Source organism: Salmonella sp. 2020_1395 (genome assembly GCF_043848115.1).
GTDB lineage: Bacteria > Pseudomonadota > Gammaproteobacteria > Enterobacterales > Enterobacteriaceae > Salmonella > Salmonella enterica.
The window spans coordinates 103600-116498 of record NZ_JBCMFH010000008.1 but is presented as its reverse complement, the minus strand read 5'-3'; the positions used below and the strand labels follow the sequence as shown (position 1 = coordinate 116498).

General features: G+C 41.0%; 17 protein-coding genes. 4 read left to right on the top strand and 13 right to left on the bottom strand.

What is annotated here, in order from left to right; genetic code table 11:
• Positions 1 to 241: 241 nt before the first annotated feature.
• The 4 genes from ACH0WD_RS14745 to ACH0WD_RS14730 are packed head-to-tail and all read left to right on the top strand — an operon-like array spanning position 242 to position 5006.
• Positions 242 to 1444 (top strand): hypothetical protein, encoded by a 1203-nt coding sequence (locus ACH0WD_RS14745; protein WP_000141074.1) that lies wholly within the window; start codon positions 242 to 244, stop codon positions 1442 to 1444.
• Positions 1444 to 2160: a DUF1266 domain-containing protein gene (locus tag ACH0WD_RS14740; RefSeq protein WP_000498586.1), complete on the top strand. Its 717-nt coding sequence runs from the start codon at positions 1444 to 1446 to the stop codon at positions 2158 to 2160. The genes ACH0WD_RS14745 and ACH0WD_RS14740 overlap by 1 nt, the downstream gene beginning before the upstream one ends.
• A 10-nt stretch (positions 2161 to 2170) precedes the next feature.
• The gene (locus tag ACH0WD_RS14735; RefSeq protein WP_000434225.1) at positions 2171 to 4282 is read left to right on the top strand and encodes a DUF4034 domain-containing protein; all 2112 of its coding nucleotides are present in this window, start codon (positions 2171 to 2173) and stop codon (positions 4280 to 4282) included.
• Between the two features lie 4 nt (positions 4283 to 4286).
• A complete protein-coding gene (locus ACH0WD_RS14730) occupies positions 4287 to 5006 on the top strand; it encodes a tetratricopeptide repeat protein (protein ID WP_000586675.1) in 720 nt (239 codons plus the stop codon).
• Positions 5007 to 5136: 130 nt separating this feature from the next.
• Here ACH0WD_RS14730 and ACH0WD_RS14725 read toward each other — a convergent pair whose 3' ends face one another.
• From ACH0WD_RS14725 to ACH0WD_RS14665, 13 genes are all read right to left on the bottom strand, one after another.
• On the bottom strand, positions 5137 to 5874 hold the full coding sequence (locus ACH0WD_RS14725; RefSeq protein ID WP_006497704.1) for a hypothetical protein: 738 nt from the start codon (positions 5872 to 5874) through the stop codon (positions 5137 to 5139).
• Between the two features lie 101 nt (positions 5875 to 5975).
• Positions 5976 to 6419 (bottom strand): hypothetical protein, encoded by a 444-nt coding sequence (locus ACH0WD_RS14720; RefSeq protein ID WP_000871135.1) that lies wholly within the window; start codon positions 6417 to 6419, stop codon positions 5976 to 5978.
• A gap of 100 nt (positions 6420 to 6519) precedes the next feature.
• Positions 6520 to 6984 (bottom strand): hypothetical protein, encoded by a 465-nt coding sequence (locus ACH0WD_RS14715; protein WP_077905769.1) that lies wholly within the window; start codon positions 6982 to 6984, stop codon positions 6520 to 6522.
• Between the two features lie 67 nt (positions 6985 to 7051).
• Positions 7052 to 7522, bottom strand: coding sequence for an XAC2610-related protein (locus ACH0WD_RS14710; protein WP_000680122.1), 471 nt, complete (start codon positions 7520 to 7522; stop codon positions 7052 to 7054).
• Positions 7523 to 7640: 118 nt separating this feature from the next.
• Positions 7641 to 8243: a hypothetical protein gene (locus ACH0WD_RS14705; protein WP_000277020.1), complete on the bottom strand. Its 603-nt coding sequence runs from the start codon at positions 8241 to 8243 to the stop codon at positions 7641 to 7643.
• A gap of 68 nt (positions 8244 to 8311) precedes the next feature.
• Complete coding sequence (locus ACH0WD_RS14700; RefSeq protein WP_000701949.1) at positions 8312 to 8740, bottom strand: hypothetical protein; 429 nt, start codon at positions 8738 to 8740, stop codon at positions 8312 to 8314.
• Between the two features lie 67 nt (positions 8741 to 8807).
• The gene (locus tag ACH0WD_RS14695) at positions 8808 to 9344 is read right to left on the bottom strand and encodes a hypothetical protein (protein ID WP_395201936.1); all 537 of its coding nucleotides are present in this window, start codon (positions 9342 to 9344) and stop codon (positions 8808 to 8810) included.
• Positions 9345 to 9417: 73 nt separating this feature from the next.
• Positions 9418 to 9918, bottom strand: a complete 501-nt coding sequence (locus tag ACH0WD_RS14690; protein ID WP_395201934.1) for a contact-dependent growth inhibition system immunity protein — start codon at positions 9916 to 9918, stop codon at positions 9418 to 9420.
• 130 nt (positions 9919 to 10048) lie between these two features.
• A complete protein-coding gene (locus ACH0WD_RS14685) occupies positions 10049 to 10351 on the bottom strand; it encodes a hypothetical protein (RefSeq protein ID WP_000873939.1) in 303 nt (100 codons plus the stop codon).
• 9 nt (positions 10352 to 10360) lie between these two features.
• Positions 10361 to 10723, bottom strand: coding sequence for a DUF4329 domain-containing protein (locus ACH0WD_RS14680; RefSeq protein WP_001747579.1), 363 nt, complete (start codon positions 10721 to 10723; stop codon positions 10361 to 10363).
• A gap of 435 nt (positions 10724 to 11158) precedes the next feature.
• Positions 11159 to 11578: a hypothetical protein gene (locus ACH0WD_RS14675; protein ID WP_000502174.1), complete on the bottom strand. Its 420-nt coding sequence runs from the start codon at positions 11576 to 11578 to the stop codon at positions 11159 to 11161.
• Between the two features lie 428 nt (positions 11579 to 12006).
• Positions 12007 to 12204: a hypothetical protein gene (locus ACH0WD_RS14670; RefSeq protein WP_006497696.1), complete on the bottom strand. Its 198-nt coding sequence runs from the start codon at positions 12202 to 12204 to the stop codon at positions 12007 to 12009.
• 24 nt (positions 12205 to 12228) lie between these two features.
• Positions 12229 to 12846, bottom strand: coding sequence for a hypothetical protein (locus tag ACH0WD_RS14665; RefSeq protein WP_000977169.1), 618 nt, complete (start codon positions 12844 to 12846; stop codon positions 12229 to 12231).
• Positions 12847 to 12899: the final 53 nt, after the last annotated feature.

Genomic DNA, 12899 nt, shown 5'->3' with positions numbered 1-12899 from the left:
CGTAAGACGATATTTTCCGCCAACGCTATTCTGGCGGAATTAACACACTGTCCTCTTTCCTTTGGCCGAGCGGTATCCCGAAAACCATGACGAACGCGATCGGGGACAATAAATTATTTGGCCGATCTTTTTAGTTTACCGATATACTGTGAGTAGTTTTTTAAACTTATTGCGCATTAATTCATTAAGTGAATCTAAAAATACATAAGCATAATGCCAGCTTAATTATACATGGATTTTTATGACAGAAACGTCATCTCACCGCTATAAACCACGCAATATAATAAATGCGCCAAATGTAAAATCGTCTATTTTTTCCCGGAGCCAACAACGCGGCGACAGCGAAAATATCCAGCGCTGGTTAAGCAACCATTTTTATCGTTGGATCATCGGTGACTTTCCTCATGTTTATCCTGTGCGCTCCGTCGCCGATTATGCCGTTTATTTTAGCGCTGATGCAGAAATCCCCGCCTGGCTGGTGCCAAAGCTGGGTGGCGATGAGCGCTTTTACTACCTTAACGTTCAGCACCCGCAACTCGTGGCAATGGAAAGAGATTTAGTGGAATTTCTTTCGCGGCAGGAAGGAACGCGGCTGGAAACTAAACTACAGCGCATCAACTGCTTTACCGTGCTGGCAATGCGCGAAGCGGAGCATCAAAAAATGCAGCGCCTGCGTGAACAAGGTTGGTATCCCTCCAACAGCGAGGCGCTAAAACCGGTGATGGCGGTGAATAACGGTGTGCTGGTTGAGCTTGATGCAACAAACCCCGGCCTGCGCAGTGAGATGGCGTATGAATCCTGGCATATGCAACACTGCGTCGGAGATTTTGATAATAAAGGCGCGCTTTCCGGCGGCTACGGTGATTACTACGCCCGGCAAATTGAACAACAGAAACTTCGCCTGTTCAGCCTGCGCGACGGCAATAATATTCCCCACGTCACAATAAGCCTGGTGGTTGGTAATAACGGCCTGAGCATTGATCAGATTAAAGGTAAGCAAAATCGCCATCCTATTAAGAAATATGCTAACGATGTTTTATCTCTGTTACGCCATCTGCAACCACTTCCTGAGCGCCACGCTGATTGCGAAGGGATGGGAATAGTTTATGAATCGACGCCGGAATATTCAGGTTGGAAATTTATTACTCATATTCATGACCTCAATTTTCTGCTCAATGTGCTGCATGACAATTTTCATTTAATGGAACACTTCCCCACTCCCCCGGTGGCTTTACAGTGGCTGCTGCTGCACAGCGCCCCGGAGGCGCTACGCTACCTTCAGGTTGTTGATCCTAACGTGGCGACGGCTGCGGAAATGCTGTTTCCACGACATGAATGGCACCCTACGCTTGCCGGGAAAAACACCAGTAGCGAACCTTTCGAAATTGAAAGCCTGACGCTACAAACCACGCGCTATCTTTCTGCAACCAGGGAGGAGCGCTAATGTTCTGGATTGTTCTTATTATTGCCGCCCTATTTTTTAGCTGGCGCAACTACAAAAAAAACAAACCGCTGATTGCGGCTCGTATCGCCGAGGAGAAAGAAAAAGATCGCCTGAAGGATCTGCGTCGCGATACCCGACGGCGGCAATGGGCGCTGGCGCTAGCCGATATCCTCGCCCGGCGCAACGGGCTACCGATCAAAGGCGTTGAGCTGGTCTTCAAACTTGACGATGACAAACGCCGCTATCTGGCACAGCAGGTAAAAAAAGAGCTGGGCTTGAGCGAAAACCTCGACGGCGCGGCGTTACGCCACAAGGTCGAGGATATCTTACGCCGCTGGCCTGCGGGCATCGGCAGCTCGCCGCGCACGTTTTATCATCATCTGGCGGCCCAGGGCCAGGTCCGCGACGCGCTGGCTTTCGACTGCATGCGCACCGCCTTTCTGACCCGCTGTATCGCCGGGCTCGGCTGGTGCGACGTACATCAGGCCTGGCTGGTGTTATTACTTAACGCCCAGCGCGCTCAGGACTGTTTTGATTCCTGGGAGGATTACGCCACCGCCTACGTTCGCGCCCGCCGGGTATGGCTCACGCTACGTGACACGCCAACAGCGCTTGCCGGACGGGATTTACAGGAAGCCACCCATTATTTGCAAGACCCGGTCAGCCGCTGGCGACAACTGCCGTGGAATGAATTCAAAATTTTCGAGCCGATTTAAAGGACGCTTTATGGAACAGGATGATCGTCTGCTCAACGCTATGTTTGAGATGTGCAACCACAAAAATCCCCTCAATGACGGGCAACGAGAGTGGCATATCGCCGATATTCCCGGCCTGCTGCGCGAAGAACGCTATGACGAACTGGACGAACGCTACAACCAGGCGCTGACGGAGAGCTTTACCAGCCGCGAAGCGGAAAAGCGCTATTTCTTCGCCTGGAATCAAATGGACAACCCTTTTTACGATATGGACACGCTGGTTGAGGCTGGGCCGCAAGGATTAGCGCTGATCAAAAAGTGGCAACGCGCTCGTCCCCGCTCCACTCACGCCTGGCTTGCCGAGGCGCAATACTGGAATCACCGTGCGTGGCTTTACCGCAGCTATGGCTGGGCGAGAGAAACCACCCGAGCGATGTGGATCTGCGCCGCCGCCTGCAACGAACGGATGGTCATCGCCGCGCTCAATGCTATCGACTGTGAACCGCGCCAGTGGATGGCGGCGGCCCTGACCAGCACCAACTCAAAAGTCTTCGGCCAGCCCGGCTGGCTGGTTGAGTTCCTCGTGGGCGCGGATGTTGCCGGGCAGCCATTAATGGAAGATCTGGCTGAATATCATCGCCATTCACCGCAGGAGGTGGACGCGCTGATGGCCCATTCCGGGCTGTCGTTTGCCGATGCGGTTTGCCCAAATTTGCCGCGCCCGTCCGTGCTGCCGGAGTGCAATGACGATGCCGGGCAAAAATACTGGCTCGCCGTCTGCCTGGCTATTTTCCCGACGGCATTTTACGTGCTGGATGAATATATCCCGTTTCGTATGCCACGCTGGAGAGGGTCTCACGAGGAGATCCGCGAATTTCTGGAATCAAGCGTATGCGATCACCTTTCTGCCGCAGAACGTGAACATCTGGAGCTATTGATCTGGTGGGACGATCACCGCGATCTGCGCATCAAAGAGGTTGACTCCCCGGCAGAACAGGAACGTATTATCGCCAAAGCCGAAGAGATTAGCCTGCGAGCGCATATCCAGGAATCTCGCCACAACGCGCTGGAGTGGCTGCGGGTCTGCTATAGTGATCTGGACGATAACGACGCGCTCTGGCGAACCCTTCAGCGTTCGATCGTGGAAAAAGTTAAGCTCAACAATTACTTCTCTGATGACACGATAAAGTTCGCCCTGCGCGATTTTCCTGACACCTGGTGGATGTATAATTTTCTCTGTCAGAATGCGCAGCAAACGGAATTCGCAGTGCCGAAAATCCGTCGTGGCTACTTTCAGTACGCCGGGTTATTGGGTTTCGAAAAGGATGAGACGCAAGGCCTCGCCTGGCTCGATAGCGTCGCCGACATTCAATATAACCATAACTGGCGGGCGGCGATTAAAAATTTCAACTGGTTCGGGCTCCCGGAACATTTCGTGCCGCTGGCAGAGCTGGGCGCGCAAAGAAATATACCCGCCGCGCTAAACCTGCTGGGCCTTGAACACAATAATAAAGAGAACAACGGCCTACTACCTTACGATCCTGCCATCGCGTTAGGGTATTTTCAGCGCGCAGCGGAGATTTTGCACCGGCAGTTAGCGCTGCGCGAGAGCACCCCGTACAAATTAATAGATAACGGAGGCTATACCGACTATGAAAATGACCTGCAAAATATTCATTTCAGCATTGGCATCTGCAACCAGCGTCTGAGTAAACAAGAACCTGATACCGAAAAACGTTCCGCTTATGAAAAAGAACTGCTCGATAATCTCTGGCTGGCGCATCAGTTCGGGCATAAAGAGGCCTGGGGCTTGTTCCTGCTGAATATTTTTGAAGTGAAGGATATTACGCTGGCGCATAAGCATCTGGAGCTGGTGCAACAAGAGGCCAACAAAGGCACGCTACATGCTATGGTGACCCTATCGCGTCTGCACGGTAATAAACACGATCGAACGCTGTTTAATATGAAGCTAAGCGCACGCTGGGCGCATTTTGCCTTCACACTTTACCCGGATAATGAAATCGTTATGGACTGCCTGGACCACCTGCATTTCGATTCTTTCTGGAAACGCTTTCGTTTCGCCTGGTATACCGTCCGTATCCCGAATTCAGAGCTGCCGGGACAGGTCAACTCAATGGTGTAATGGAGTGATAATACAAAGAAAATCTCTATTTCTTTGCGCCCTGCTTCTACTCTGCGCCACCGCCAGGGCTGAAATTACGGAGCAGCAGATCGAGGCCGACTGCGCAAAAATTCCAGTTTTTGCCAGCCAGGGCGAACAGCTTTACAAGACCCAAAAGTATGCCAAAGCGCGCGACGCTTTTGAACAGCAGGCCGCATGGAGCGAAAGCTGCGCCCTTGACGACAGCGCCATCGCGACGGCCTACAACAACGTGGCGCTAACCTGGATACGCGAAGGCGAGTGGCGTAAAGCCCGCGCCTGGCTGATGCTAAGGCCGAATGATAGCAAGTCGATCTACAACCTGAAACTTATCAAAGATAAGCTATCGGCCCTGCCGCCACCGGTTTTTGCGGCGGGGGAATACTGGCGCTATGCCGGACGCGCCTCCTGGAATGTGCTTAGCGTGAAGGCATTACCCACCCCATCGCGCTATCAGGTTAATTTTCAGGGTTACTGGTTCGGTTTAATGGGGATCTACTTCGGCCCCAATATCGGCGAGTTCTCCGCAACGGTAACGCTGGAAAACGATAAAACCATCGTGGCGCTTCGGGAAGGCGATGATATTCACTGCGACATTTCGCTGGCTTTTTCTTCTGAAACCATTGATGCCAGCACCGATACGTTTGTGGACTGCGGTTTTGGCGCAAATGTCCGCGCCGACGGGCACTATCTGCGCGTTGAATAAATCTGGCGTGGAAACTGAAATTTTATGATTAACCTGAGATCGGTTGAAATTAACAATCTATTTATAATTCTCATAACGTTCCTCATTCTTTCCTGCTATCCATATTACCTCAACACCTCCATTACAATTATTAATGTCGTAAGCATGGTATATTTAACGCTCGCTTCTTTTTTTTATCCTGTGATACTTCATTTCTGGATATCAATTTGAACCGACCATTTTCCATTTGATATTGTTCCTTTATATAAATCTGAGGCGCCTGATCTTTAAACTTTATAGTTACAAGATGACCATCTTTGCTGTCCTCATACCACCTATATATAACATAACTATCAATGCTTATTGTGTAATTCTGGCGGATGACAAAATCAGAAAAACGCACGATATCTTCATAAGCAAAAAAGCTACTAAGCAATAAAGCATCCACCAGGTTTCCTTTTGCATCGTAACTATTTATTTGCACATTAAGCAATGACGTATCAGACTCTCCAATTTTATTATAAATTATCAATTTGTAAGTATTACCATCATGTTCAAAGTACCCTAATTCATAATAACGGACACCATCACCAATATACGGAGAAAGAAAACTCTCACCTTTTACCGGCACCTTAATTTCCTGTTGATTAAATAAGTTAGTTTTCTCTTTATATTCACCTGGTAATTTTAACTCCATTACATTATCATCGGAATTAATATCCTTATAATAACAAGCCAATTGCGAAAACTGCGTGGAATCAACAGGAAGAACCAATTCTTTACTCTTTTGATTATTACAACCAACACTTGTTAAAATGATGCTAAGCAACATTACCGAACGCAGGAAATATAAAGAAAAAGTTAATCTATAATTATTCATAATCGGCATTAATATTGGGTTATATGTTAAAAACTATATAATAAAATATTGTCATCATGCATTATTGTATTTTTCAATTAAAAACTCATGATATGATTGCTAAATAAGCATCAATTATTAAGATATTGATACTGAGAAGACATGTACGGTAAAATATAAACAGCTGCATCGTGCAGCTTCTTACATAGATCTTTACTATCAATGTGGCAATGAGATGCTGAATAATCCCTCACTATTTCAACATCTTTCACATCGAGTATTTCTCCAATATGATCAACAACATAATCGCCAAGGGCTGGCTTTCTTTTGACAAGCGCAGATAACTCATTCAATTCTCCCCATCTATCCACTAACAATCTGATAATTTTTTCTGACGTGCCTTCCCGGAGGTAGCCCACATCACATTGACTATGTCGGGAATAAAAGTCATCGACAGCTTTCCATGATGCAAGAGAGTCTAACGCCATATCCGCTTTATCAAAGTCTTGTTGTGAACAGTCTTCAGCATAAACATTAGAAAAAGAAAAAACTAAAACCATAATTATCCACTTCATCTAAAGTACATTCTCATCGATTGATTAATTCCATATCCAGTCTGCTCATTATGAAGCATCACATAGCCGTAATTAATGAAAAACATTCACCCAACCCCAATCAATTAATCACATGCCATTTAACCTTGAATGAGCGATATATTTCTTTATAATTATTAAATAAGGATGAATCGCCTCTACCAATGAAAACAAACATTATTTTTGTTGGCAATACTATCGCTGCCTGAAAGCACTGGTCTATATGATACCCAGCATCATCTTTGTACCTACATGAAACGATTGCACTCATGCCAGTAAATTTTGGCGTAATATTTACATCAGCTAAAACAGGGACGCCATCAGTAACGGCCTCCCATTCTCCATCATCATTCTTTGTAAAAAAAGAATTTTTATTCGTTGCCGCATCTGTGCATACATAAAGATAACTGAACAAATTTATATGATTTTTACTAATCAATAAACAATCATCTTTTTTATTAGCTACCCATCTGGCAGGAATATTTATCGTTGCGTTTTTAAAATGAATATTTTTATAATTTTCTTCACCATAAGTAGAACTAACCAATAAGCATCCCAAAAAGAATAAAATAACTCTCAATTAATCATCTCCTGAAATAAAAGACCACCACTTGTCACTTTAATTTATTCTCGTCAACAAAAACATTAGTAATACATCTTTGCGCCTCATTATGAGAATAATACAGACTAATAAGCTCTCTTTTCTTCTTATTCAGATTTAGATTTATAAAATCATCGCCACACGATGGTTTTATTTCTTTAAAGTCAGCCACTTTCTCAGAATAGAGAAAAACCCTATATATATCATAAATTCCCATACCATCATCTGTATACCAAATCACAAAATCTTCTTTACCATCAAAATTATAATCACCATATTTAACATGGATATTATTTTCCGTATCGACATCATAATATCCTCTCTTTGCCACACGATCACTACCTGTAATTTCATACTCAACTTTTTTATTATCCACCCAAGTGATTGATGCTTTTATTCCCTTTGTAACATTAAATTCAAGAGAAGTAGCCAAACATATAAATGAAGAAGAAATCCCAAAAAGGATTAGAAAAAAATGCTTCATATATTTCAATTAACCCCTCCCATATCAGACAGGATTATTAACTCCTCTACTGCATGCTGCAAAAGCGACATTAAACGACTCATCATCCATGGTGTTAAAAAGCTTTCGTAAGGTCTCACTAATTACTTTGACTATCGTTAAAACAAGAATATGTAGATGGATGCATTCTGTGCCAATCCCCTTTTTTATTAACTTGATATCCATAAGGCACAAACATCATACCATGCTCAGTAACTTTCCGTAATAATTCCACCTCATAAGATATTTCATTATAAGTAAAAAAGAATAAAAAATAGTCATCAGTAGGTTCCAGTGTATCTTCATTGAATTTGGTTCTAAGATACTCGTTAGAAAGTTTATGCTGCATGAAATGAAAAAATTCCTTATTATCCATCTGACTTAATTTTGATAACTCTGGAAATTTCTTTATCGCATCTCGAATTGCAAAGTGTAATATTACAATAATCCCTGCATCATTTATATTATTAACTGGATGATGCTTAAGATTTAGAAGATAAAAATCATCTATTTTAATATATTGTGATGTGCTGAGCCATCTACTGGCATCAAACCATTTACGTTTATTCGGATAGTCGAGGTCATTTTCACTATCAGAAATAACAAGGATTGCCATTTGTTGTTGTGATTTATGCATATACCACCCACCGCCGAAAAATATAATAATAAGCATAATAACTAATATTACTATCTTTTTATACATCTAATATACCTCATTCATTTCGGGTGAAATAGAATAGATTTGAGACTTAATTAAACATTTTATTTAAGTTAATCATTATCATTTCCAATATTTCTTTCAGAAATTATTTTGCGTAAAAACACATTCAATTCTTTTGAATGATAAAAATCGATACAGTCATATATAACCATGTTTACAGATGCCAAATCACCATAAGCCTGTCTGGGCTTATAAAAATCCCCCGTTTTATTTTCTATAAATAAAGCTAAAACATTATCTTTATTCCGATAAAAAGCAAGACCTATATCCAAATCGATAAATCCTCTTGTATTATCTTTTAAAGGTAGCTTAGTAAAAACAACGCCCATTTTTTCATAATTTTTTTCAATACACTCAGCAAGTGAAAATTTTTTATACTCACTAAGAAGTTCTTTAGAAATGCTTTTTTCTGAATTCGCATAACCTGACGACCATCCCAGAAAAAATAGCATGAGAAATAATATAAATCTAATTTTCATAGTTTCACTTCCCAGAGATATAACACATTTATCAACACAGTCATTATGCACCAATTATCCGAGAACTTCATTTACTCAAATCTAATCGATAAATTTTATAATTTTTAGTGTCAGGCAATTTATTAAATGTTTGAGCCTCATCTCCACGGCTATCATAGATAATATACTTACCACGCCATTCCCCAACACTATTATTATTTTTAATAATAATTAACGTATGATCTTCACCAAACCAGACAGACTCTGGAATATTTCTTTCCGCAAAACAAAAGCCATTGGGTTTATAGCTTCTCTCAGCACTGGCACTCAAACCCGTTATCAAACAGCCTTTCATATAAGGAGCGCCGTAATTCAGCGCAAAAATGAGGGAATGATGGATACATTTTGAGAGGATAATGTCCCCAGAATAGATACTACCATCAAGAAATGCGCTAACAATAACATTGTCAAAGATTAAGTATGGCGTACTACCATCAACAGCGCTCAATGAAATTAATTTAACTCTATTACCTTCCTCCAACTTACAATCTTTTATATTTTTAATATCCATAGGTAAGCAATAACAGGGAAAAAACATCAAAAAAAGCATAACCATTTTTAACATCAATCAGACCTTACAACAATTGTAAATTTATTGTCTTATTTCTATCAAACATAAATAACCTATCATCAGGCTATTAATCACAACATTCAAATGCCTGTCTCAATGCACTTCCAATTTTCTCTGGTTCGCTGGTAACAGGCAATCTAATTACATCTTTGTCATGTCCGGCCCAGCTCCACCCTTCAAGTTTAGTATGTCGAGTAGGTTGTATCTTAATAATATTATTCACGCATATAATTGAGCAATACTTCATGTTTTTAAATAATGCACGCCTGGTTCTGTAATTATATTTTGCCATCAATACAGTGACCCACTCATCATACTCCACCTGTGTTTTCTCTAAAGAAAGATACTCTTCACTCTCTTCTGAGGTGTAAGTTCTGCTATTTTTTAATGCTTGTAATAATTCATGACCGATACATACATCATCCGAATCGATAGATAATAACTTACAAGGGCAATCAGGATCTGAAGAATAGCGACCCAATCCTGAATAAGTTTCTAAAGATAAAAACTTATCTGTCAGGTTAGCACCCGCGTGATACTCTTTATTTACATCAAATATAAATGTCATTTTCCTGCTCCTGTAACAACTACTGTCACACCTTTCGTTGAACCATAGTCAATAGCTCGCTATACTTGTTCCATTTGCTCGGGGGTAACACCAGAGAATATTCACCAATTACTCAAAAATTTATATCATTTCATTTGCTATAATTTTTGTTTATTTTTTCAATTTTAAAATCTTTTTTTGAAATTATATAAATAATTTGCTCCATACCGCCACCACGGGTTTCTTCCAGATGAGATTTACAATAGAATGCGATTTTAATATTTTCATCATCATCCTGTATCATGGTATTAAATAAGCCCCAGTTTGTATGCTCTCTAAAATGTGAAAAAGCAACATTCATAGTTTTTGTTTGTACTTCATCTAAAAAAACAAGTTTTTCACTCATACATCTTAACGGAATTAGAAAAATAAATGCAAAAATAATATATTTCATTTCATTCCCTCAGTTTTTTCCAGTTCCAGGGGTAAACTTATAATATTTATTATCTGGAGTCCCCAAAAAGCCAGTATAATCAGGATTACCTATACCATCACTTGCAATCCCAGAAATTTCTTGCGGTGAAAAATGTAAAGAGTCATATGCCTCATATTGAGGTGATACTGGATTCCCCTTTAGATCAGAGTAAAAGCCATGTGTATGATAATCACCAACCTTAGTCGAGCCAAAAGGACAAGAGCTATTTGACGGAGAAAAACCAACCAAGCTTCCCTGCTTAGCTTCAGTTGCAATACATTTATTACTATAGGTTTTACAGACTAACCCGCCATATTCTCTATTCTTTATAATTGATGTGCTATTACACATTTTTATGGCAAAAAGCGAATATAGTGTGATTTATTTATCTTTAAAATACGCATATCTGCAAGACAAAAATTCACAAAAAAGCACAGAACAAAAGACAATATTGTTTTCTTTATATACTCCCCTAACCTTCAGTCCTACCAATTACTGCACAAACCATCAGCAAAAGAGAATCCGTGAGTTTGTACTCGATTTTACATTATTGTCGATAGTCAGGAATTATTGATATATAATTCAGTAAATTTGACAAATTCGTTTCAGAATGACCTTGCTTTTATGTGAACTTCATTCATTTTTCAAACCGTCTCATATAATCTTTTCATGCAAATTTTCTTGTCATACACATTGAAAACATATAACAAAAATATGTTCACGACATATCCAATTAATATTTCATACCATCATTAACTTCATCATCATAATTTATCAAATATAGAATTATTTTAGTGTAATACGTTTGAGTGGCAACCATTCACCAGGCTGAGAATATGAAAACATTTTTCCTTTTATATAATATGCTTTTCCTTTATTGCTTATCTCAAATTGCGGTGATGGATATGGACATGCATTTTCCTCGTCGCCGTTATAGTATAATGCCAAAACACCAGAATTGATTTTTAAAGAGTAGTCACCAATGCATGTTATCCCCGCATGCCAGGTTGTCATGGATAAAGAAGCACGATTATTTTTACTATCTATCTTTAAATTATATTGTAAAAAAACCTGACTCCCATCATTTAACTCCTCGCCAAGTTCCTCGACTCTAAAGTTACCATCCCATTGAGTTTGAGTAATCGCAAAAGAATTTGCGCTCCATAAGCAAGGAAAAATAAATAGATATTTTATAAAATCGCCCATACCACTAACCCCTGATTTAATATGTAGAAGGTATCAATTCAGTATTCAGCATTGCCACACTATACACAAAATCACTCAAGTTGCATCAAGGCGGCAAGGATTTGCTATTGCGCAATGCGTAAAAAACAAAAATATATTTTTCATAATAAAATCTACTAATAAGTAGATTCAATAGATTCCATCTTATCAATACGTAATTATCATTTTCTGTTCAACCTCAACCTGATTTCCTCTTAGTACTGAGTACCGTCTACGATCATTAATTCCACCTCTGATGATATCTCGTTAAAAAATAACGCTACCGCCATACCCTGGTTTACAAACCTGCACACCCTAAGATTACTCTCTTATCTGCATTAAGAATATCATTGTGTTTTTTTTCGGAATATATAAAGATTCCCCATAGTGGATACATAACGTGAGCCAAATTAGTTAAAGACGTAATCACTGACGCTATAATAAGTCAAATGACCTTTAGTATTTTCTTTAATGCATGTTGCCGAGGTAATTTCAACTTTATTTTTTAGTGAATTAGTTTCATATTCAGGAAATGTTTTATTTAAATTCTGAATATTGAGGGGGTGCCATAACATCCTGATAGCAGAAAGATATAAATAAGCAGCCATTTACCCTGATTAAACATATATGCCTCACGCACTACAATCTTCCGTGACCAAATCCAGCAGCGTTAAACTCCACCCTTTGCCCAAGCCATGAAGCTCGCTCAGATGAAAAATCAAACCATCACCCCATTTTTTCGGCACTGCCACCACTCGCTCTGATTGCAGCTCAAGCCGCCTGGCGTTTGCTATACGGGTATCAGACGCCTGATCCCCATTATCCGCTCCATTCACCATGCTAAATGTCAGCAGCGCATTATCAGAACCGGTATAGCTGACAAAAAAACCGGCGTGATCCCATCCCTTTTCACAAACGTACTCAACCTCCGTGTGGTGATCAAATTCGTTATCCACAGGAATATGCTCTGAAAACCAACCTACCTGCCCCAACAGGTAGTTAAAACCGGGTATCGGCTTATTAATATCAAAACTTTTCATCCACTTATAATCAACCCCAGCCCCAATTCGGTACAGCACATACATCCCAACTTTTTTATCAATCAGGGCATTAATTTTCGCGTTGTCTCGCTGCTGAAAAGCAATAATCACCTGTCTTGCCGTCTCTTCAAACGACGGAGCGGCACAAACGGGATGCGCGACCATTCCCAGCAGACTCAACGCGATGGCCGTGCGGCTCATTTTCATCATTGGCTCTCCATTAACATCCGGTGTTCTATTAGCGCCAATATACTCTCGCAATA

Bases quoted from the DNA above. Each gene is read 5' to 3' on its own strand.
- ACH0WD_RS14745 (WP_000141074.1), top strand. From the start codon at position 242: ATGACAGAAACGTCATCTCACCGCTATAAACCACGCAATATAATAAAT.
- ACH0WD_RS14740 (WP_000498586.1), top strand. From the start codon at position 1,444: ATGTTCTGGATTGTTCTTATTATTGCCGCCCTATTTTTTAGCTGGCGC.
- ACH0WD_RS14735 (WP_000434225.1), top strand. From the start codon at position 2,171: ATGGAACAGGATGATCGTCTGCTCAACGCTATGTTTGAGATGTGCAAC.
- ACH0WD_RS14725 (WP_006497704.1), bottom strand. From the start codon at position 5,874: ATGCCGATTATGAATAATTATAGATTAACTTTTTCTTTATATTTCCTG.
- ACH0WD_RS14720 (WP_000871135.1), bottom strand. From the start codon at position 6,419: ATGAAGTGGATAATTATGGTTTTAGTTTTTTCTTTTTCTAATGTTTAT.
- ACH0WD_RS14710 (WP_000680122.1), bottom strand. From the start codon at position 7,522: ATGAAGCATTTTTTTCTAATCCTTTTTGGGATTTCTTCTTCATTTATA.
- ACH0WD_RS14705 (WP_000277020.1), bottom strand. From the start codon at position 8,243: ATGTATAAAAAGATAGTAATATTAGTTATTATGCTTATTATTATATTT.
- ACH0WD_RS14700 (WP_000701949.1), bottom strand. From the start codon at position 8,740: ATGAAAATTAGATTTATATTATTTCTCATGCTATTTTTTCTGGGATGG.
- ACH0WD_RS14695 (WP_395201936.1), bottom strand. From the start codon at position 9,344: ATGTTAAAAATGGTTATGCTTTTTTTGATGTTTTTTCCCTGTTATTGC.
- ACH0WD_RS14690 (WP_395201934.1), bottom strand. From the start codon at position 9,918: ATGACATTTATATTTGATGTAAATAAAGAGTATCACGCGGGTGCTAAC.
- ACH0WD_RS14685 (WP_000873939.1), bottom strand. From the start codon at position 10,351: ATGAAATATATTATTTTTGCATTTATTTTTCTAATTCCGTTAAGATGT.
- ACH0WD_RS14680 (WP_001747579.1), bottom strand. From the start codon at position 10,723: ATGTGTAATAGCACATCAATTATAAAGAATAGAGAATATGGCGGGTTA.
- ACH0WD_RS14675 (WP_000502174.1), bottom strand. From the start codon at position 11,578: ATGGGCGATTTTATAAAATATCTATTTATTTTTCCTTGCTTATGGAGC.
- ACH0WD_RS14670 (WP_006497696.1), bottom strand. From the start codon at position 12,204: ATGGCTGCTTATTTATATCTTTCTGCTATCAGGATGTTATGGCACCCC.
- ACH0WD_RS14665 (WP_000977169.1), bottom strand. From the start codon at position 12,846: ATGATGAAAATGAGCCGCACGGCCATCGCGTTGAGTCTGCTGGGAATG.